General features: G+C 68.8%; 15 protein-coding genes. 8 read left to right on the forward strand and 7 right to left on the reverse strand.

All coding sequences use genetic code 11. The features are described from left to right. The first annotated feature begins 76 nt into the window (after positions 1-76). From lysX to ABH933_RS06555, 3 genes are all read left to right on the forward strand, one after another. The gene (gene lysX, locus ABH933_RS06545; protein WP_429419192.1) at positions 77-3,478 is read left to right on the forward strand and encodes a bifunctional lysylphosphatidylglycerol synthetase/lysine--tRNA ligase LysX; all 3,402 of its coding nucleotides are present in this window, start codon (positions 77-79) and stop codon (positions 3,476-3,478) included. 100 nt (positions 3,479-3,578) lie between these two features. Further along, the gene (locus tag ABH933_RS06550) at positions 3,579-4,277 is read left to right on the forward strand and encodes a histidine phosphatase family protein (RefSeq protein WP_429418341.1); all 699 of its coding nucleotides are present in this window, start codon (positions 3,579-3,581) and stop codon (positions 4,275-4,277) included. Between the two features lie 114 nt (positions 4,278-4,391). Further along, positions 4,392-4,760, forward strand: a complete 369-nt coding sequence (locus ABH933_RS06555) for a hypothetical protein (protein WP_429418343.1) — start codon at positions 4,392-4,394, stop codon at positions 4,758-4,760. An 82-nt stretch (positions 4,761-4,842) separates the two neighbouring features. Here ABH933_RS06555 and ABH933_RS06560 read toward each other — a convergent pair whose 3' ends face one another. Beyond that, complete coding sequence (locus ABH933_RS06560) at positions 4,843-5,754, reverse strand: LysR family transcriptional regulator (RefSeq protein ID WP_429418344.1); 912 nt, start codon at positions 5,752-5,754, stop codon at positions 4,843-4,845. Positions 5,755-5,931: 177 nt separating this feature from the next. Between ABH933_RS06560 and ABH933_RS06565 the strand changes: the two genes are divergently transcribed. Both ABH933_RS06565 and ABH933_RS06570 read left to right on the forward strand, forming a co-directional pair. Continuing rightward, complete coding sequence (locus ABH933_RS06565; protein ID WP_429418346.1) at positions 5,932-6,846, forward strand: TIGR03620 family F420-dependent LLM class oxidoreductase; 915 nt, start codon at positions 5,932-5,934, stop codon at positions 6,844-6,846. 66 nt (positions 6,847-6,912) lie between these two features. After that, on the forward strand, positions 6,913-7,281 hold the full coding sequence (locus ABH933_RS06570; protein WP_429418348.1) for a hypothetical protein: 369 nt from the start codon (positions 6,913-6,915) through the stop codon (positions 7,279-7,281). 76 nt (positions 7,282-7,357) lie between these two features. On the opposite strand, the gene ABH933_RS06575 is transcribed toward ABH933_RS06570, so the two are convergent. From ABH933_RS06575 to aroQ, 4 genes are all read right to left on the reverse strand, one after another. Continuing rightward, positions 7,358-8,272 (reverse strand): cutinase family protein, encoded by a 915-nt coding sequence (locus tag ABH933_RS06575; RefSeq protein ID WP_429418349.1) that lies wholly within the window; start codon positions 8,270-8,272, stop codon positions 7,358-7,360. Positions 8,273-8,616: 344 nt separating this feature from the next. Further along, positions 8,617-10,086: a glutamate synthase subunit beta gene (locus ABH933_RS06580; RefSeq protein WP_429418351.1), complete on the reverse strand. Its 1,470-nt coding sequence runs from the start codon at positions 10,084-10,086 to the stop codon at positions 8,617-8,619. 143 nt (positions 10,087-10,229) lie between these two features. Further along, positions 10,230-14,897, reverse strand: coding sequence for a glutamate synthase large subunit (gene gltB / locus ABH933_RS06585; protein ID WP_429418353.1), 4,668 nt, complete (start codon positions 14,895-14,897; stop codon positions 10,230-10,232). 838 nt (positions 14,898-15,735) lie between these two features. Further along, the gene (gene aroQ, locus ABH933_RS06590; RefSeq protein ID WP_429418355.1) at positions 15,736-16,356 is read right to left on the reverse strand and encodes a gamma subclass chorismate mutase AroQ; all 621 of its coding nucleotides are present in this window, start codon (positions 16,354-16,356) and stop codon (positions 15,736-15,738) included. 648 nt (positions 16,357-17,004) lie between these two features. Between aroQ and ABH933_RS06595 the strand changes: the two genes are divergently transcribed. Beyond that, complete coding sequence (locus ABH933_RS06595) at positions 17,005-18,969, forward strand: DUF4407 domain-containing protein (RefSeq protein ID WP_429418357.1); 1,965 nt, start codon at positions 17,005-17,007, stop codon at positions 18,967-18,969. 21 nt (positions 18,970-18,990) lie between these two features. Here the strand turns inward: ABH933_RS06595 and ABH933_RS06600 are convergent, their stop codons facing one another. Then, the gene (locus ABH933_RS06600; protein ID WP_429418359.1) at positions 18,991-19,146 is read right to left on the reverse strand and encodes a hypothetical protein; all 156 of its coding nucleotides are present in this window, start codon (positions 19,144-19,146) and stop codon (positions 18,991-18,993) included. Positions 19,147-19,300: 154 nt separating this feature from the next. Between ABH933_RS06600 and ABH933_RS06605 the strand changes: the two genes are divergently transcribed. Both ABH933_RS06605 and ABH933_RS06610 read left to right on the forward strand, forming a co-directional pair. Then, complete coding sequence (locus ABH933_RS06605; RefSeq protein WP_429418360.1) at positions 19,301-19,531, forward strand: hypothetical protein; 231 nt, start codon at positions 19,301-19,303, stop codon at positions 19,529-19,531. A gap of 265 nt (positions 19,532-19,796) precedes the next feature. Next, entirely contained in the window at positions 19,797-20,435 is a 639-nt protein-coding gene (locus tag ABH933_RS06610) for a PhzF family phenazine biosynthesis protein (protein ID WP_429418362.1), read from the forward strand. Between the two features lie 55 nt (positions 20,436-20,490). Here ABH933_RS06610 and ABH933_RS06615 read toward each other — a convergent pair whose 3' ends face one another. Then, complete coding sequence (locus ABH933_RS06615; protein ID WP_429418364.1) at positions 20,491-21,144, reverse strand: class I SAM-dependent methyltransferase; 654 nt, start codon at positions 21,142-21,144, stop codon at positions 20,491-20,493. Between the last annotated feature and the right edge of the window lie 209 nt (positions 21,145-21,353).

Here is a 21,353-nt window from a genome sequence, read left to right on the forward strand (position 1 = left end):
CGCCCGCGACAGCGCATCCGGCCCCCGGGGTGATGGACCGACACGCCCGGGGACACAGGACATGCCCGCGAACGTTATGCATTCGAGCGAGGTCAACATTCACACTGGTGCGGTGACATCGACATCCGGCGTAGCGGCTTCCGAACGCCGGCGCTCCACACCCGATCGGCAGCATTCCGACGACCACAGACCGCGGTCGCCGGAGGTCCCGCACCGCGCGCACGGCCGATTGAGCGAGGTCCCGCACCTGGCCGCGCTGGTCCTGGGCGTTTTCGCGGTGCTGTGCGCGCTGTGGAGCATCTCTCCCGGCCTGCGGTTCATCACCCAGGTGCCGCGCCATTACATCGACGACTTCTACTTCGACGCACCGGAAACCTCGCTGGTGTGGGCGCTGATGATCGGCCTGCTCGCGGGCGCCACCGCGAGCCGCAAACGGATCGCGTGGTGGCTGCTGGTCGGCTACCTGTCGCTGTTCGCGGTCGCGAACGCGCTGGAGTTCGCCGACGACCGCAGCGTCAGCTCGCTGGTCGCGCTGATCATCCACGTCGTGGTGATCGGGCTGCTGATCGCGGCCTGGCCGGAGTTCTATACCCGGGTGCGCCGCGGTGCGCTGTGGAAGGCCCTGGGCGTGCTGGCCGGTGGGCTGACCATCGGCAGCCTGCTGGGCTGGGGCCTGGTCGAACTGTTCCCGGGCACCCTGCCCCGCGGCATCGAACGCCCGGCGTGGGCGGTGTCGAAGGTGACCGCGGCGATCCTGGTCAGCACCGACAACTTCGACGGTCGCACCGGGCACCTGGTCAGCCTGCTGCTGGGCTTCTTCGGCTTCATCGCGCTGATGGCCGCGACGCTGGTGCTGTTCAGCTCGCAGCGCGCCTCCAACGCGCTGACCGGTCTGGACGAGTCGGCCATTCGCGGCCTGCTGGAGCGCTCGGACGTCGAGGATTCGCTGGCCTACTTCGCCACCCGCCGCGACAAGGCGGTCGTCTTCGCGCCCAGCGGCAAGGCGGCGGTGACCTACCGCGTGGAGCTCGGCGTCTCGCTGGCCTCGGGCGACCCGATCGGTACGAAGGAGGCGTGGCCGCAGGCGATCGACGCCTGGCTGCGCGAGGCCGACCAGTACGGCTGGACCCCGGCGGTCATGGGCGCCAGCGAACTCGGCGCGCAGGCCTACCGCCGCGCCGGACTCTCGGCGCTGCGCCTGGGCGACGAGGCCATCCTCGAGACGCGCGCGTTCTCGCTGGCGGGCGCGGAGATGAAGCAGGTCCGCCAGGCCGCCAACCGGCTGCGCAAACAGGGCATCACCGTGCGCATCCGCCGCCACAACGAGCTCAGCCGCGAGGATTTCGCCCAGGTCATCGCCAATGCGGACACGTGGCGCGACACCGAGACCGAGCGCGGCTTCTCGATGGCGCTGGGCCGCCTCGGCGATCCACTGGACGGCTGCTGCCTGCTGGTGGAGGCCGTGTCGAACGCCGGGGAGGCCGACGAGCGCGTGCTGGGCATGCTCTCGCTGGTGCCCTGGGGACGCACCGGCGTGTCGCTGGAGCTGATGCGGCGAGATCCCAAGGGCCCCAACGGCGTCATGGAGCTGATGATCTCCCAGCTGGCGCTGAGCTCCGAGCAGTACGGCATTACCCGGATCTCGCTGAACTTCGCGGTGTTCCGCGCGGTCTTCGAGGAGGGCGGCCGCATCGGCGCCGGTCCGGTGCTGCGGCTGTGGCGCGGGGTGCTGATGTTCTTCTCGCGCTGGTGGCAGCTCGAGGCGCTGTACCGGTCCAACGTGAAGTATCAGCCGCAGTGGGTGCCGCGGTTCTCGCTGTTCGAGGAGCGCCGCCAGCTGGTCCGCGTCGCAGTCGCGAGCGCCCTGGCCGAGGGCTTCCTGCCGCGCTTCGGCAAGCAGCCGGATCCGATGGTGCACACCGGTGTTCGTTCGGCGGTGCCGCCGACGATGACCGGCCTGCACCCGGACGGCAGCCCGCCGGAGCTGCCGCCGGAGGAACTGGAGAACCAGGGCCCCCGCCGCCCCGAGCAGGTGCGGGTGCGCATGGACAAGGTGGCCCGGCTCGAGGCCAGGGGGCTGGACGCATATCCGGTCGCCTATCAGCCGACCCACACGGTGGACTCCGCGCGGCGCGCCCCCAAGGGCACGACGGTGCGCGTGGCCGGACGACTGCTGCGGATCCGCGATTACGGCGGCGTGGTGTTCGCCGTGCTGCGCGACTGGTCCGGGGAGATCCAGCTGCTCATCGACCGCGGCCGGGTCGGGGACAAGCTCGCGCGCGAATTCGACGAGTTCTTCGATCTGGGCGATCTGATCGAGGTCAGCGGCCGGATCGGGAACAGCCGACGGGGCGAGCTGTCGCTGCTGGCCCAGGACTGGCGGATGATCGGCAAGTGCCTGCATCCGCTGCCGGACAAGTGGAAGGGCCTGTCCGATCCCGAGTCCCGGGTGCGTCAGCGGTTCGTCGACATGGCGATCAACGTCGAGACCCGCGAGGTGATGACCAAGCGCAGCGCGGTGGTGCGCTCGCTGCGGGACACGTTGAACGGCTGGGGCTTCCTCGAGGTCGAGACCCCCGTGCTGCAGCAGGTGCACGGCGGCGCGAACGCCACCCCCTTCCAGACCCACATCAACGCCTACGACCTGGACCTCTACCTGCGCATCGCGCCGGAGCTGTACCTGAAGCGGCTGTGCGTCGGCGGCATGGAGAAGGTGTTCGAGCTGGGCCGGGTCTTCCGCAACGAGGGCGTGGACTACAGCCACAATCCGGAGTTCACGATCCTGGAAGCCTATGAGGCGCACAGCGATTACATGCGGATGATGCACGCCTGCCGTCAGCTCATCCAGGACGCCGCGCTGGCCGCGAACGGGAAAATGGTTGCGCTGCGGCCGAATCCGGACGGTTCGCTCCGGGAGGTCGACATCTCCGGTGACTGGCCGGTCAAGACCGTGCACGGTGCCATCTCCGAGGCCCTGGGCGAGACGATCACCCCCGATACCGACGCCGACCGTCTGCGCACCCTCTGCGACAAGGCCGGGGTGCCGCACCAGTTCGGCTGGGACGCCGGGCAGATCGTGCTGGAGATGTACGAGCACCTGGTCGAGGACCACACCCAGGAACCGACGTTCTACATCGACTTCCCCACCTCGGTCTCCCCGCTGACCCGCGCCCACCGCAGCGTCGAGGGCGTAGCCGAACGCTGGGATCTGGTGGCCTGGGGCGTGGAACTGGGCACCGCCTACAGCGAGCTCACCAACCCGCTCGAGCAGCGCCGCCGCCTGACCGAGCAGTCGCTGCTGGCCGCGGGCGGCGATCCGGAGGCCATGGAACTGGACGAGGACTTCCTGCAGGCCCTCGAGCACGGCATGCCCCCGACCGGCGGCCTGGGCGTCGGCGTCGACCGCGTGGTCATGCTCATCACCGGCCGCAGCATTCGCGAAACCCTCCCCTTCCCACTGGTCAAACCCCGCACCTAGACCGTCCCGCGGTGGCCGGGATCCATGACCCATGGATCCCGGCCACACGCGTTCCGGGCCGGGCTGACGACGGCGATCACCGGTACGGCACAGTGGGGGTGTGCAGCTTGTTCTCGTGCGTCATGCCCAGCCCCATCGGGTCACCACAGCCTCCGGCTCCGCCGATCCGGGGTTGACCGAGGTGGGGATCGAGCAGGCGAGGCGCGTGCCCGACGCCGTAGCGCGGCTCGAGGGCAACGGGCACCGCATCACCCGGGTGGTCTCGAGTCCGCAGGTGCGCGCCCGCGAGACGGCCGCGCCGACGGCCGCGAAACTGGGTCTGCCGGTGGACATCCTGGACGGCCTGGCCGAATACGATCGCGATCTGCCGGCGTACGTCCCGATCGAGGATGCGCGGCAGGCGGCGTCGCGGGTCGGTGCGGGCACGCCCGGCGATGCGCAGGCCGATGCCGCCCAGCAGGCGATCGCGGCCGTCTACGCCCGGATCAAGGCCGGCCATCTGCCCGAGCAGATCGACGAGGCCGCGTTCTTCGCGCGGGTATCGGCCGCCATCGAAGAGATTGCCGCCGATGCGGGCCCCACCGATACCGTCGTGGCCTTCGCGCACGGCGGGGTGATCAACATCCTGCTGCAGCACTTACTTTCGCTGGGACGTCCGCTGACCTTCCCGATCGATTATTGTTCGATTACGCGAATCCTCTACTCACGCACCGGACATCGCACGGTGGCCACCGTCAACGAGAACGGGCACGTATGGGATCTGCTGCCACGTAACCTTCCGACCCACGGAAACCGCTGAACTCACAGCAGATTGACAGATTGGCCGTACGCCGGTCTCAGAAATCGGTCGTTCGATGGGACACCGTGAGCCGCCGCAGGACGTGGTTCATGCTCTCCAGAGAAAGGCATTTCGTTGTTCTCCACGAGGAAGTCAACAGGATCCCGGCGCCTGGTCGCGCGCATCGCCGTCGCGGGCGCGCTCGCAGTGGTCCCGCTTGCGGCGGTCGCTGGTCCGGCCCTCGCCGACACCACTCCCGCGCCGTCGGCGACCCCGGTCGACTGGCACGACCACGGCGGGGACTGGTTCAACCACGGCGGGGACCACGACGGTGGCTGGCACCACGGCTGGGACCATGACGGCGGCTGGCACCACCACGGCTGGAACCCGGGTTGGGGCGGCGGCTGGAACCCGGGTTGGGGCGGCGGCTGGAACCCCGGTTGGGGCGGCGGCTGGAACCCGGGTTGGGGCATGCCTGACATCGACTCCGGCTCCGCTGGTTAATTACCACCACCTCGGTGACCGCCGACGACACGGCCGCCGAGCCAACGCAGGGCCACTCCCCGACTTCGGGAGTGGCCCTTTGTTATTCGCCCGGACGGGTGATGTGCGTCCGGGCGAATCTGCGGAAGGCCGCGACCAGGCGGCTGCGGTCGTCGGCGCGCGTGGCCACCACCACGTGGCTCGGCTCGACGCCCTCCAGCGGGATCGTGGTGAGGCCGGGTCGCACGCAGGTCATACCGAGCAACCCCGGATCGGCCGGGATGATCGCCACGGCCTGTCCCCCGGCAACGAGCTCGATCTTGTCCTCCACGGCGGTAATGGAGGGCCCACCGGGCGCCGGGCGGCCGTCGGGCCGGGGGTCGACCCGCCAGAAGGCATTCCAGACCGGATCCGCAGCCAGGGGCATCGGCTCGTCGGCGATATCGTCGAGGGTGATCGACTCCTTGCCGACCAGCCGGTGGTCGCTGGGGACCAGCAGGACCCGCGGCTCGTCGTAGAGCACCGTCACCAGCAGCCCGTCGGCCGGGAACGGCAGCCGCGTGACGACGACGTCCACCCGATGCTCGCGCAGAGCCGAGTGCGTCTCGCCCCAGTGCACATGCCGGGTGGACACCTCGGCGTCGGGATATCGGTGCCGCAACTCGCGCACGGCCGGCGTGATGATGATGTTCGAGGCGGTGAATCCGACCGCGATGCGGCTGGGTTCGGCCACCGACCGGACGCGCGCGGCCGCTACGGCTGTCGAGTGCAGCACCTCGTGCGCGAGCGGTAGGAAGGTCTCGCCCGCCTCGGTGAGCCTGCTGCCGCGCGGACCGCGGTCCAGCAGGCGCGCGCCCACCTGCTGTTCGAGTCGATCCAGCTGCCTGCTGAGCGAGGACTGGGTCAGATGCAACACCTCCGCGGCGCGACCGAAGTGCCGGTGCTCGGCCAGCACGACGAAGCATCGCACCAGCCGCAGATCGAGGTCGGCCGGTGGCAATGCGGCGTCGGGCATACCGTCAGAATAGGCCGCCGTCCGGCCGGGCCGCATCCGATCGAATGGCCCTGAACTGCGGTGTTGCGCAAATCGAGATGCCCCTTGCGAAAGATTCATTGGATTGCGATCCCAACCCCGCAGCACAGTGGAACTGCGGGCCGACAACGACCGCACAACGCCAACTAGGAGAGTCTCATGGATGCCACCCTCGTCGAAGCGGCCCGCGCGGCGATCGGCCCGGTCGGGATCGCGCTTCCGATCAACTTTGCCGCGCCGCCGCCGCTCGACCTGCAGCGCGATGCGGTTCGCCGGCTCGAGGCCGCCGGCTACCGCACCGCCTGGACCAACGAGGTGCCGGGCAAGGACGCCCTCGCCCAGCTGTCGGTCCTTCTGGCGGCCACCGGACGGATGGCATTCGGCACCTTCATCGCCAACGTCTGGGTGCGCGAGCCCGAGACGGCACACGCCGCGGCGGCGGTGCTGGCCCAGGCGTATCCCGGGCGATTCGTCCTCGGCCTCGGCGTCGGTTACCCCGAGCAGGCCGCGGCCGTCGGGCGGTCGTTCGGCAGCCCTCTGACCACGATGCGCGACTACGTCGCACGGATGGACGGCCCGCAGCGGTTTCTGGCCCCCGACGTGCGCTACCCCCGGCTCATCGCCGCGCTCGGCCCGAAGATGCTCGCGCTGTCCGGCGAGGTCGCGGACGGGGCGATGCCCGCCATGCTCCCACCCGAATTCACCGCCGCGGCCCGCGAGGCACTAGGACCGGACAAGCTGCTGGTCACTGGGCTGTCCATCATCCCCGACACGGATCCCGACCGAGCCCGGCAGGCTGCGCGGGAGGCACTGTCGGGCTACCTCGCCCGCCCAACCATGGCCGCGGCGCTCACTCGGCTCGGGTACCCGGACGAGCGGCCGGGTGCGGTGAGCGATCGGCTGGTCGAGGCAAGCTACGGCTACGGCGGACCGGAGGCGATCGCGGCCAAGGTACGCGAGCACCTCGCGGCCGGCTCGGATCACGTCACGCTGTTGCTGCCGATCGGCAGTGACTTCGCAACGGGAATAGAGCAATACCTCGAGCTCGCCCCGGCCCTGACCGAACTCGGCTGAGCCGTCCCCGGTATCCCAGCCGATTGCCAGCCTGGTCCCAACCGATACCTAGCGAGGGCTACTTGAATGAAATCCAGCGCCACCGAGGAGGTGGCAACACCGCCCGGCCGGGCGGCCCCTGCACCGAAAGGTAAGCCCTTGTTCTCCAAGACCAAGACCTCTCGCACCCGCCGGATCGTGAGCCGCGTCGCCGTGGCCGGCGCCATCGCCGCCGTCCCCGTCGCGGCCATCGCGGTCCCCGCTTTCGCCGACACCCCCAGCGCGACCCAGATCGACTGGAACAACCAGGGCCCCAACTGGAACAACAACCAGGGTTGGCACCACGACCACGACCGCGACCACGACCACGGCGGTCAGTGGCAGCAGAACCCCGGCCCGCAGTTCCCCGGCTTCCAGGGTGGCGGGTTCATGCCGTCCACCGGTTCGGCCGGCTAGGCAGCATACGACGAGGGCCACTCCGTGCGGAGTGGCCCTCGTCGCTTGCTCGGGATAGCTGTCGCCGGTAGCTATCTCACGCCATACCGGCGAGCCAGCCGTGCATCCACGAGGTGGCGGTGGCCCCGCCGCCCACGTGATAGTTGCCGTACGAGGTGTGCGCCCCGGACCCGTAGAACTTCTCGAGCTGCTTGGCCCGCTGCTTGTTCGCGTTGTCGCTGAGCTGGGACTGCAGGGTACCGATGCCGCCGTGGGACATCAGGTCGCCGACGATCGAACCGGCCTCGAGCTGGTAGCGCCACATGTTGACCGGATTCGGATCCGAGGCGCCCGCGAGGAAACCGGCGAAGCGGGTGACGAAGTCGTCGGAGTTGGTGGAGCAGTACAGATCCTGGGGGTCGCAGATGGTCCGCACCACGGGGGTCAGGAATCCGAAGCCACCCGGACGGGGCCCCTCGGCGCCCGCGCCACCGGCGAGCGGACCGACCTGGATATCGGTCGGCGAGCGCTCGGGATCGGAGATCAGGCCGACACCGGAGACGCGAGTCGGCGAAACCACACCCAGGCCGGTGCCGATCTGTGCGGCGACATCACCCGCGGCGTCGGCGCCCTGGCTGTAGCCCACGATCGCGATCTTGGTGGCACCGCAGCGCGCGGCCATCGCCTTGATCATGCCGGTCGCGTTCTGGGCGGCGATCCGCTTGGACTTGCCGTAGACATCGCCCTCCCAGGGGAAGGCGGTGGCCGGATACGAGACGTAGTCGACCCGGGTATTGCTCGGCAGATTGCCCGTCACGCCGGCGAGCATGCCGGGGTTGTGCATGCCCTCGTGCTTGTCCGGACCGGTCTCCCAGGTACCCGGGATCGCGACCACGTAGAGGCTCGGGCAACCGGGATCCGCAGCCGCGGAACCGCTCCCGAACATCACACCGGACAACCCCGCCGTCAGTGCAACCGCGGCCGCAGCCGCGACAACCCTTCTCAACCGCATACCGCTCCAGTTCCAACCTGCCCAGGCGACGGGCAATCCCGAGTGATTCGACCAATGGTGCGATAGCCGGATTGCAGTCTGGTTAACCGGGGGCGAACAAACTTTCAGCGCCCACTAGGGCACAGAAACAGACCGCGTGTCCACATCGTCATCGCACCGTGATCAAGAATAGGTGGCGAAACGCTTCTGTGCCATTCAGCGTCCGAAACCCGTCGGAAATCCGATTCGTCCCCCGGCGGCCCGGCAAATCCCGAAGCGCCCGCGAACACGAGGTTCGCGGGCGTTTTGGTGGATCAACGGTATCCGCGCGCACCGGTGCGGAAGTCGGCGCGCTCGAACACTTCTCAGCGCTGCGGGACCGCCGAGGGCAGGATCGGCGACGGCAGCGCCGACTCGCCCTCGAGGTACGCGTCCACCGACGCCGCGGCCGCGCGGCCCTCGGCGATGGCCCACACGATCAGCGACTGGCCGCGGCCCATGTCGCCCGCGGCGAAGACGCCCGGGACGGTGGTCTGGAAACCGTTGTCCCGCTTGACGTTGCCGCGCTGGTCGTAGCCGACGCCGAGATCCTCGAGCAGACCCGGCTTCTGCGGGCCGACGAAGCCCATGGCCAGCAGCACCAGATCGGCCTCGAGGGTGAAGTCGGTGCCCTCGACCTTCTCGAAGCGGCCGTTCACCATGCTCACCTCGTGCGCCTGCAACCCGGTGACCTTGCCGTCTTCGCCGATGAAGCGCTCGGTGTTGACCGAGTAGACGCGCTCGCCGCCCTCCTCGTGCGCCGAGGACACCCGGAACATGAGGGGGTAGGTCGGCCACGGCGTGGAGGAGGCACGCTCCTCCGGCGGACGCGGCATGATCTCGAACTGGTGCACGCTGGCCGCGCCCTGCCGGTGCGAGGTGCCCAGGCAGTCCGCGCCGGTGTCGCCGCCGCCGATGATGACGACCTTCTTGCCCTTGGCGTGGATCGGCGGCAGGCCGTCCGCGTCGGCGATGTCATCGCCCAGCTGCACCCGGTTGGACAGCGGCAGGAACTCCATCGCCTGATGGATGCCGTCCAGGTCCCGGCCCGGCACCGGCAGATCGCGCGCGATCGTCGCGCCGCCGGCCAGCACCACCGCGGCGAACCGCTCGCGCAGCTCGGCGGCGGTGATGTCGACACCCACGTTCACGCCGGCCTTGAAGATGGTGCCCTCGGCCTCCATCTGCGCCAGGCGGCGGTCGATGAAGCGCTTCTCCATCTTGAATTCCGGGATGCCGTAGCGCAGCAGGCCGCCGATGCGGTCGTCGCGCTCGAAGACCGTCACGGTGTGACCGGCGCGCGTGAGCTGCTGCGCCGCGGCAAGACCGGCCGGGCCCGAACCCACCACGGCAATCTTCTTGCCGGTCAGGCGGGTCGGGTAGAGCGGGGTCACCCAGCCCTCGTCGAAGGCGTTCTCGATGAGCTCGACCTCGACCTGCTTGATCGTCACCGCATCCTGGTTGATGCCCAGCACGCACGACGCCTCGCACGGCGCGGGGCACAGCCGCCCGGTGAACTCCGGGAAGTTGTTGGTCGCGTGCAGGCGGTCGATGCCCTCGCGCCACTGGCCCTTGTAGACCAGGTCGTTCCACTCGGGAATCAGATTCCCCAGCGGGCACCCGTTGTGGCAGAAGGGAATGCCGCAGTCCATGCAGCGGCTAGCCTGTTTGCGCAGGGTCTCGTGCGAGAAACCCTCCTCGTAGACCTCTTTCCAGTCCATCAACCGCAGCGGCACCGGCCGCCGGGTCGGCAGCTCCCGCTTGGTGTGCTTCAGGAAGCCCTGTGCGTCACCCATTTTCGACTCCCGACGTACGCGCCAGCTCGGCGCACCCAACAGTTCTGGTGCGTCGCGCGTCAGTCATCGGTGTCTGCGCACGATCGAACAAAATCTTTGATATGTCACAGTGCTTCGTCGACATTCCAGACGCGACCACTGGCCTACCCACGCGCGGCCTCCATGATGGCTTCGTCGACATCCCGGCCCGACTTCTCGGCCTCCGAGATCGCCAGCAGCACCTTCTTGTAGTCGCGCGGCATGACCTTCACGAAGTGCGTCACCTGCTGCGACCAGTCGCTCAGGATGCGCTCGGCCACGGCCGAACCCGTCGCGTCGCGGTGGCGGGCCACGATGTCGTGCAGCCAGGTGAAGTCGTCACCGGACAGCGGCTCGACCTCCTCGGCCTGCTCGGGCGAGACATTCTTCTCGAAGGTCCCGTTCGGGTTGTACAGGTACGCCACGCCGCCGGACATGCCCGCGCCGAAGTTGCGCCCGGTCTCGCCGAGGATGACGACCTTGCCGCCGGTCATGTACTCGCAGCCGTGGTCACCCACGCCCTCGACCACCGCCGTGGCGCCGGAGTTGCGCACCGCGAACCGCTCGCCGACCACGCCGCGGATGAACACCTCGCCGCTGGTGGCGCCGAACAGGATCACGTTGCCCGCGATGATGTTCTGCTCCGCGACGAAGGCCTCCGGCGCGTTGAGCGACGGCCGCACGACGATATGACCGCCCGAAAGGCCCTTGCCCACGTAGTCGTTCGCATCGCCGAACACCCGCAGCGTGATGCCCGCGGGGACGAACGCGCCGAAGCTGTTGCCCGCCGAGCCGGTGAAGGTGATGTCGATGGTGTCGTCGGGCAGGCCCGCGCCGCCGTACAGCTTGGTCACCTCGTGGCCCAGCATGGTGCCCACGGTCCGGTTGACGTTCGTGATCTTCGTTTCGAACTTGACCGGCTTGCCGCGCTCGAGGGCGTCGGCCGACTCGGCGATGAGCTGGTTGTCCAGCGCCTTGTCCAGCCCGTGGTCCTGGCCCTTGGTGTTGCGGCGGTCCTGGTACATGAACGCGGTCTCGACGTCGTCCAGGATCGGCGACAGGTCCAGCTTCGCGGCCTTCCAGTGCTCCTTGGCCTTGGTGGTGTCGAGCAGGTCGACCCGGCCGATGGCCTCGTCGAGCGTGCGGAAGCCCAGCGAGGCCAGGATTTCGCGCACCTCCTCCGCGATGAACAGCATGAAGTTCTCGACGAATTCCGGCTTGCCCGTGAACCGCTCGCGCAGCACCGGGTTCTGCGTCGCCACGCCCACCGGGCAGGTGTCCAGGTGGCAGACGCGCATCATGACGCAGCCCGAGACCACCAGCGGGGCGGTGGCGAAGCCGTACTCCTCGGCGCCGAGCAGCGCGGCGATCATGACGTCGCGGCCGGTCTTCATCTGACCGTCGACCTGCACCACGATCCGGTCGCGCAGGCCGTTGAGCAGCAGCGTCTGCTGGGTCTCGGCCAGGCCGAGCTCCCAGGGACCGCCCGCGTGCTTGAGCGAGGTCAGCGGCGAGGCGCCGGTGCCGCCGTCGTGGCCGGAGATCAGCACCACGTCGGCGTGCGCCTTGGACACACCCGCGGCGACGGTGCCGACGCCCGGCTCGGCAACAAGTTTCACGTGAATCCGCGCCTGCGGGTTCGCGTTCTTCAGGTCGTGGATCAGCTGGGCCAGATCCTCGATCGAGTAGATGTCGTGGTGCGGCGGCGGCGAGATCAGCCCGACGCCCGGTGTCGAGTGCCGCACCTCGGCGACCCACGGGTACACCTTGTGCGCGGGCAGCTGACCGCCCTCGCCGGGCTTGGCGCCCTGGGCCATCTTGATCTGGATGTCGGTGCAGTTGGTCAGGTAGTGCGCGGTCACGCCGAAGCGGCCCGAGGCCACCTGCTTGATCGCGCTGCGCCGCCAGTCGCCGCTCTCCTCCGGCTCGAAGCGCGAGGGCGACTCGCCGCCCTCACCCGAGTTGGAGCGACCGCCGAGACGGTTCATCGCGATGGCGAGGGTCTCGTGCGCCTCGGCGGAGATCGAGCCGTAGCTCATCGCGCCGGTGGAGAACCGCTTGACGATCTCGCTGGCCGGTTCGACCAGGTCGATCGGGATCGGGTTGCGCTCGTCGCCGCGGAACTTGAACAGCCCGCGCAGCGAGGCCAGCCGCTCGGACTGATCGTCGACCAGCTTGGTGTATTCCTTGAAGATCTTGTACTGGCCGGTCCGGGTGGCGTGCTGCAGCTTGAACACCGTGTCCGGGTTGAACAGGTGGTACTCGCCCTCGCGACGCCACTGGTACTCGCCGCCGATCTCGAGCTCGCGGTGCGCGCGCTCGTTGTCGTTCTCCAGGAAGGCGATCCGGTGCCGCGCGGCGACCTCGCCGGCGATCTCGTCCAGCCCGATGCCGTCCAGCGGCGAGCGCAGGCCGGTGAAGTAGCGGTCGCACAGCTCCTGCGACAGGCCGACGACCTGGAACAGCTGCGCGCCCCGGTAGGAGGCGATGGTGGAGATGCCCATCTTGGACATCACCTTCAGCACGCCCTTGCCGGCTGCCTTGTTGTAGTTACGGACCGCCGCGTCGTAGTCGTCGCAGATCACGCCGGTGCTGCCGGGCATCTGCAGCGCGCCGCGCTCGATCATGTCCTCGATCGACTCGAAGACCATGTACGGGTTGATCGCCGCCGCGCCGAAGCCGACCAGCAGGGCCATGTGGTGCACCTCGCGGGCGTCACCGGCCTCCACGACCAGACCGACCTTGGTGCGGGTGCGCTCGCGCACCAGGTGGTGGTGCACCGAGGCGGTGAGCAGCAGCGACGGGATCGGCGCCAGCTTCTCGTTGGACTCGCGGTCCGACAGCACGATGATCCGCGCGCCGCCGTCGATCGCGGCCGACACCTGGTCGTTGATGGCCTCGAGCGCCTTGCGCAGGCCCTTGCCACCCTTCTTCACCGGGTACAGGCCGTGCACGACCACCGAGCGCAGCTCGGGGCGCGAACCGTCGTCGTTGATGTGGACGAGCTTGGAGAGCTCGTCGTTGTCCAGGATCGGCTGGGTCAGCGTGATCTGGCGACAGGACTCCGCGTTGGGGTGCAGCAGATCGCCCTCTGGGCCGATCATGCTGCGCAGGCTGGTGACGACCTCCTCGCGGATGGCGTCCAGCGGCGGGTTGGTGACCTGCGCGAACAGCTGGGAGAAGTAGTCGAACAGCAGCCGCGGGCGCGCCGAGAGCACCGCGATCGGGGTGTCGGTGCCCATCGAGCCCAGGGCCTCGCCGCCGGTGGTGGCCATCGGCGAGATCAGCAGGTTCAGATCCTCGATGCTGTATCCGAAGATCTGCTGCCGGATCTTCACCCGGTCGTGCACCATGTGCTGATGCGGGCGGTCCTGCAGGTCGGACAGCTTGATCGGGCCGTTGTCCAGCCATTCCTGGTACGGGTGCTCGGTGGCGAGCTGGGTCTTGATCTCGTCGTCGCCGATGATGCGGCCCTGCGAGGTGTCGACCAGGAACATGCGGCCGGGCTGCAGGCGGACCTTGCGGACGATCTTCGACGGCTCGATGTCGAGCACACCGACCTCCGAGGCCATGACGACCAGGCCGTCGTCGGTGACCCACACGCGCGAGGGGCGCAGACCGTTGCGGTCGAGCACCGCGCCGACCACAGTGCCGTCGGTGAAGCACACCGAGGCCGGGCCGTCCCACGCCTCCATCAGGAAGGAGTGGTAGCGGTAGAAGGCGCGCCGGGCGGGGTCCATGGACTCCTGCCGCTCCCACGCCTCGGGGATCATCATCAGCACCGCGTGCGGCAGGCTGCGCCCGCCCAGGTGCAGCAGCTCGAGCACCTCGTCGAAGCGGGCGGTGTCCGACGCGCCGGGGGTGCAGACCGGGAAGATCTTCTCGAGCCGGTTGCGGCCCTGGTTGTCGCGGCCGAAGACGTCGGAGTTGAGCAGCGCCTCGCGGGCGCGCATCCAGTTCTCGTTGCCGGTGACGGTGTTGATCTCACCGTTGTGCGCGACGCGGCGGTACGGGTGGGCCAGCGGCCAGGACGGGAAGGTGTTGGTGGAGAAGCGCGAGTGCACGATGCCCAGCGCGGAATCCACCCGGTCGTCCTGCAGGTCGAGGTAGAACGCCCGCAGCTGCGGGGTGGTGAACATGCCCTTGTAGACGAAGGTCTGCGCCGACAGGCTCGGGAAGTACACGGTCTCGCGGCCGACCGCGCCTTCCCCGGGACCGGACTTGCCGAGCTCGTGCTCGATCCGCTTGCGCACCACGTAGGCGCGGCGATCCAGATCCATGCCGGTCAGCTGCTCGTCGCCGTTCTTCGGCGAGGCGATGAAGATCTGACGGAACGTCGGCATGGCGTCGCGGGCCAGGGCGCCCAGGGAGGACTCGTCGATCGGAACCTCGCGCCAGCCCAGGACGGCCAGGCCCTCTTCCTTGACGATCTTCTCCACGACGTAGCAGGCGCGGGCGGCCTCGCGGCGGGCCTGCGGCAGGAAGGCGATACCGGAGGCGTACGCGCCCTCGGCGGGCAGCTCGAAACCGGCGTTCTCCTCGGCGAGGACCGCGCGGAAGAATGTGTCCGGGAGCTGGATCAGGATGCCCGCGCCGTCGCCGCTGTTCGGCTCGGCGCCCGCGGCACCGCGGTGCTCCAGGTTCAGCAATGCCGTAATTGCCTTGTCGACGATGTCGCGGCTGCGTCGGCCGTGCATGTCGACGACGAACGCGACGCCGCAGGCATCGTGTTCGTTCGCCGGGTCGTAGAGCCCGATGGGTCCAGGTGACCTATGGCCAGGAAGTTGCGTCATGCCTCTGCCTTCAAAATCAGGCCTTCGATGAAATATGGCCTTCGTCGAACGCCTCCGTCAGACTGCGCCCGGAGGGTTTTCGTCAGACCAGCGGCGCTGATGGTCGTCCCGTGCAGTCAACTCTCCAGTTGTCCACCCGCGTCTGGTGTCATCGTCGGGTGCTCGGCGGTAGCGGTGCCCTAGCATGTTCCGTACACGTGGCGCCAAGGGTTCGCCCGTCAGGCGGAGAGGTCCCTGCCGAACGTCGTTATGACCATCGGCTCGTGACCGAATTGGGCGATATAGCCGGGCATTTCGTACCCGGCGTAAGAGCAAACGATAAGTCAGGACCGTGGCCCAACCAACTCAGGCTCTCCTAATTACGGCGCCTACCTGGGCTTCTCCATCGGTCCTCCACTACCTGCGCGTTCTCCAGTGTAAAGCAGAGATTGGCGATCGCTCAGTCGTGTAGCCCACTGATGCCCAGAACCACCGGTCCGTGACCGCGTGGCGTGTACATAAGCTGCTAGATGCCCTCTAACCTGCACCGATCAGGAATTCCCCGCCCGCGGACCGGACAAACCGCCTGTCAGGCGGCTAACTTCCCGGACACACGATCGAGACCTTCCGGACATGGAAACGTCGAGCCAGAGCAACGTTCAGACCGTACGGACTTGTTCATCCAGTTGCGCCCTAGCACACTTTCAGCAAACAATCTACTGTGCACTATCTCACACATTTCGCCCACCGCGGAACACGCGGCAAAGAACCATCCGCATCGATCGGCCGCATGAGGTGCCGAAACCGTCACCAGTGCGGGGCTCCGGTCGCCGGGGCGCTGGGAGTGAGGTGACCAGACTCAGGCGCAGAGCGCGGCGGCTGCCCGGACTAGCGCCGCCTCGTGCAGTCCGTCGGACCTTCCCCCGCCGAAGATCGCGAACACGCTGGCCGACAGGCGCGGCGCGCACCCCGGACCGCTGAGTTCGGCGCGGTGCAGCGCCAGCTGTCGCACGATGCCGTCGTTCGCCCGGTCGATCAGCGGACGGACCGCGGCCAAGTTCGGAGAAGCCACCGGCGCGGCCGCCGGGTCGAAGCGCCAGCGCGCGACGAGTCCGCGCTGCACCATCTTGTTGGCCTCGATCTGACCGAAGAACACCTGCCGCACCCACGGCTGCGGCAGCCCCAGCTCGGCGCCGGCACGCCCCATGGAGTCGTAGACCTCGCGCTCGCGCGCCGGATCATCGACCGCCGGAGCCTGCCCGCGCGCGCCCACCCACTTGGCCGCGATCACGGCGTCCGCGGTGTTGAGCCGCTGCAGCACCAGCGCCACCAGCGAATCCAGACCCGCCGGAGCCTGCACATCCGCAGGCGCCTGAGCCTGCGCGACCGGAGCCATCCCGTCGATCGTCATTGGCGCCACCTCCACCGACATCGCCCCGAAGACGGCCGTGGCCGCCAATACCAGCGCGGATATACGCACTTTCGATCCTCCCGTCCTGCCCGTGTGAGGACGCGGCATGTTTCCGAATGGTAAGGCCGTGTCCGACGCCAATCATCGCCAATGGCCCAGAGATTCGCGAGGGACCGGCCCCAAACGCACCCCCGTGATCGCCGCACACCCGGCCGCAACCTGCGGTTTCCGGCTCGCATACCCGCAACATCGAGGGTGCGGACCGAAGCCACGTTGCACGTGAGTGCGGGGGCAGGAGACGAGAGCATCGACACTCGGCGTCCGACGATGGGCAGACCTCACCTGTATTTGATATTTGGGCAGAGCTACGGCGTGCCGCTGGCCGGAGACGCCGACAGCGGCACCGGTCTGAAGCGCATTCACGCCGAAGGGCACGGCATGGCGCAGCCGCACCAGGAATCGTCGCGCCCGCACACGTTGGCATCCGGGGCGGGCGGACCGAGGCCGCGTGTGAGGCTGACCACATCCTTTGTCCCGCACTCGGCAGATCCGGGGTCAGCCTGTCAGTCTGAATCTCGAGCGCGTGGCTGGGGTTGTGCGCAGTGAGCCACGCTGTCACCCTGGGGGCCGAATCAGTCCACGCGCGGGCGTGACAGACACACTCGAGGGTTTCGCCGAGCCGCGAAAACGCTTGGGACACAGAGGATGTGAGCTCCCATGACCGCCCATGAACCGTCCGATTCGACCTACCCGGCGGCAGGCGCCGACCGCGAGGACCAGTCCGCAGTCGGCGGCGGCGCCGGGGCCTTCGCGGCATCCGGTGGCGGGACGAGCGCTTCCGGCGCCGGGGGCTCGGCGACGACCGGCGAAGGGACCAGCACTTCCGGCGCCCGGGTCTCCGCGGCCACCCGCGCATCCCGCATCTGGATCGGCCGCCACGAACTCGGCCGGGCATTGCGTACGCGCGCGGAGCATCTGCTGACCTGGCTCGGCGGCGCGAGTTCCGATGCCGCCGAGCGCCACGAGCGCTCGAGCTATGCGATCACCGGCGCGGTCGTGCTGCTGTTCGCCGTGATCGGCGGCGTGGTCGTCACGCTCGCGAGCGCGGCCGGGCACTGGCCCGCCCTGCTGGTCATCCTCGCGGCGCTGATCACCGCCCTCCTGCTCGGAGCCGTCGGCCGCGCGCTGGCGACCGCGCCGCTGCCCGATACCCATGACGGATCGCGCGCCCGGTGGGATCGCGGGACGATCGGCCGGGTCGCGATCGCCGCCGTGGCGGGAATCGTGGTCGCCGAGCTCGCGAGCACCGTGCTGCTGGGCGGCACGGTCGGCCGTCAGCTCGACGAGACCTCGCGCCGCGCAGCCGATTCCGCGCCGGCCGTGGTCAATGCCCGCGCCGCGCTGGATCGGGCGCAGTCCGACCGCCAGGCTCTCGGCGGCACGATTACCGCCGCACAGACGGACATCGATCAGGCGCTGATCATCGCCCGCTGCGAATACAACCCGACCCCGGCCTGCCCGCAGGACAAGATCACCGGCGTGCCGGGCCGCGGTCCGGAGACCCAGACCGACAACAGCATGCTCGACGACGCCCGCGCCCGGCTGGCCGCCGCGCAGGCCCGCGTCCAGCCGCTCGATGACGCCGTCACCAGGGACCAGCAGGCGCTGGATCAGGCCCGCACCACCGCGTTTCGGACCGGCGACCGCGGCCTGGGCGCGCGCTGGGTCGCGCTGAACGACTACACCCTGTCCCACCCCGGCGCCCTGGCGCTGCGGCTGGCGACCATCGTGATCGCTGTGGCCCTGGCCCTGCTGCCGCTGCTGCTGCGCCGCTGGCGCGGCGAAACCACCCTGGACCGAAAGCTATTCGCGCACGCCGCCGCCGATCGCGCCGAGCGAGACGCCACCGCCGCGATCGCCGTCCGGCAGGCGCAGGCCCGCGCCGAGGCCGAAATACTGCGCACCGACCAGGAATTGGCCGCCGCCCGCCTGGCCATGCACGCCGACACCGTCATCGATCGCGAGCAACAGCGCCGCCGCATCATCGCCGCGATCGGCGGCGTCGAGATCGGTGTCACCGCACCCCAGCGCCGCGCCGTCGCGGAATTCGAGGCGCTGGCCGAACTTCCGGCCGCCGACCCGGCCGACCACACCCAGGAGGGCACCGTGTCCGTACCGTCGAATCTCCCCGCAACCCGGACCTCGAACGCCCTGGCCCCCGCCACTCCGAGCACACTGGAACCCGCGAAAAAGGCTGGCGGACTGGAACTCCCGATCATCGGCACGGTCCCCTTCACCGACACCGCGGCCCGCTGGATCCGCCCCCTGGTCCCCTCGTTCGTCACCGACGCGATCGACACGGCCATCGACACCGCCACCAGTCCCCTCCGCACGGTCCGGCAGGTCTTCGAGGAATCCGAGGAGATCACCTTCACCCTCCGCCGCAACCGCAAGGTCACCGTCGACTCGACGGAACTGGACGTCCCGGGGAATCCCGCCCACGGCAACACCGTCATCGACGCCGCCCCCTACGCCGTACAACACTCTGCCCTGTCCCGGAGAACCGGCGAGCACAACAGCCTGTCTGCCTCGGACCGCCTGAACGCCCTCACTCCCCGCCCCGGTGACACTGAACTGGAATACCGTGGCGCGCGCCAACTTCCGCCGGGACCCGGACGGTAGCAGCCAGCTCCCCCACACCGGTCACGTCGCCGCGTCACGCACATCGGGATCGGTATCTGCGGCCAGGCGAACGAAAAAGGGTGCGACGTCGGCGACGTCGCCACGGCTCTTGCGACCCAAGCCGCAGAGTGCGTCGATCAGATCGTCGTCGCAGTCCGGGTTGTGCAATCGGGCCAAGCAGTTGAGGTTTCGTTAGCTCCGGGGGTTCTGTGGCGAACCTGCGACGAAGGTCGGCGGCCTTGAATTCGCCGCGTCCCAAGCACACCGGACACACACAGGGCCGCTGACCGTGTGCGTTCGGGCGATACCGCCACCCGGTGACCTGCCGTACATGCCGAACCCGATGCAGTTCAGCGGGTGCGATCGCGCGAGGGACCAGGATCTCGTACCCGCGCGCGTCCTCGGCGTGGAGAATGACCGAAACAGCCTCGGCCACGCGCATTTCCACCTGGTCTGCCGAGTAGTGTCCGACGAGAACCCTTTCGTCATCGCGTATCCGGAAATCCACCGCGACGATCAGCCGCTGCCCGCCGCGACGCAGTTCGCGCAACCATTGGTGTGACAGCACATAAGACGGCATCACCGGCAAACAGAACACTCCCTTCCGAGAGCCACTCGCGGCAATGCCCGCACGGCGGATTCGCCGGGCGTTCTTCTCCGGTGTCAGGTGCACTAGCAAGGCCATAGGACGAGACCCTAGCGACGGCGGTGGCCCCCGCATCGGCGATGAGCGGTCTCTACTTCAGCGACGAGCTATAGGACGGTGTAGACCGCCGAACCGCACGGCAGGCCGATGCACCAAGGGACCGGCACGGTTAACTGTTCGGGTGGTCGATTATGAGGTGGTTCGGGTCTTCTGCGGGCCCGACGGGCGGTTCGGGAATCAGCTCGGTGTGGTACGCGACGGCGCGACCGTCGCGGACGATGAGCGGCTGGAGTTCGCGCGGCGGCTGGGGTTCAGCGAGACGGTGTTCGTCGACGATGTGGACGCCGGCGAGATCGATATCTGGACGCCCTCGGTGCGCATGACCTTCGCCGGGCATCCGTGTGTGGGCACCGCGTGGCTGCTCGGAGTGGACGAGCTCGGCACCCGCGCGGGCCGGGTCACCGCTCGCCGGGACGGCGAATTCAGCTGGATCACAGCGCAATCCGAGTGGGCGCCACCGCGCACGCTGCGCCGATTCGGGTCCGCCGCCGAGGTGGATGCGCTGGAGGTGCCGCCGCCCGGGGAGTGGATTTACGCCTGGGCCTGGGAAGACGAGGCCGCGGGCACGGTGCGGGCCCGGGCATTTCCCGGGCGCGGTGACGGCATCGACGAGGACGAGGCGACGGGAGCGGCGGCAATCCTTCTCGCCTCGGCAATCGACCGCCCACTCACCATTACTCAGGGGAAGGGCTCGCAGATCGTGGCGAGGCCGCTGCCGGGCGGGCGAATCGAGATCGGCGGGCGGGTCCGCCCGGCCTGACGAACCCTACCGGCCCGAGGAAACCTGCGGCGCGCTCAGCGCCCGACCGCGCGGCTCACACCGAAACCTGCTGCTGCACAGGTGATTCCGACTCACGAGCGTAGTGCCCCATGACCCAGCTACGGCGCCCCGGCGGCTCGATCTCCGTGACCGCAACACCGTCCTTGATCAGTTCCTCCTGCACGACGTAACCCCCGGCCACCGCCTGCTGCCACGCCAGCGTCGGTCCCACTCCCCATTCGTGCCACGGGGTGATGTCGTCCATGACCAGCACCGTGTCCGGTCCCGCGAAGGCTCGCATGTTGGCCAGGTCGCGGATCGCGAGATCGTAGGTGTGGCCGCCGTCGATGAAGATCAGATCGAATGTCAAGTGCGGGTTGAGTTTTCGGAAGGTCGGCACGGTATCCGTCGAGTTGCCGACGATCAGCGTGTGCCTGCCGGGGAAGGTCTGATCGATGTGCTGCTTCGCCTCGCTCACGTACACGTGCTCCGCGATGTCGAACGAGCACACCATCACATCGGGATTCGCCGTCAGGAACGCGTGGCTCGAAAATCCGGCGTTGAAGCCGATCTCACCGATGAGCTTCACGTTCGGCGCGGCAGCGAGCGCGGCCAGATACTCCAGCTCCGCCGGATCCGAGGCCCCCGAGATGGGCAGGCCCGCATGCGCGGCCTGCCGGACCAGCCCCACCAGAAAATCCAACGACACGGGACCACTCCAGCACATCGCCGAACGTCGAACACACCCGGTGGGCAGTGCCGCGCATAATCGCTTGCATTCGAACAAGATTCGTGAAATGCCCGCTCGGGGGCGGCCCGTCCCGCAGCGAACGAGCCACCCCAGACCGGATTCGGTCGACCTCGAACAACATGTACCTATGGCCCGTGCCCGGGCGCGGTGGGGCGGTACAACGGGCC

Source organism: Nocardia sp. GP40 (genome assembly GCF_050434125.1).
Lineage (GTDB): Bacteria > Actinomycetota > Actinomycetes > Mycobacteriales > Mycobacteriaceae > Nocardia > Nocardia albiluteola.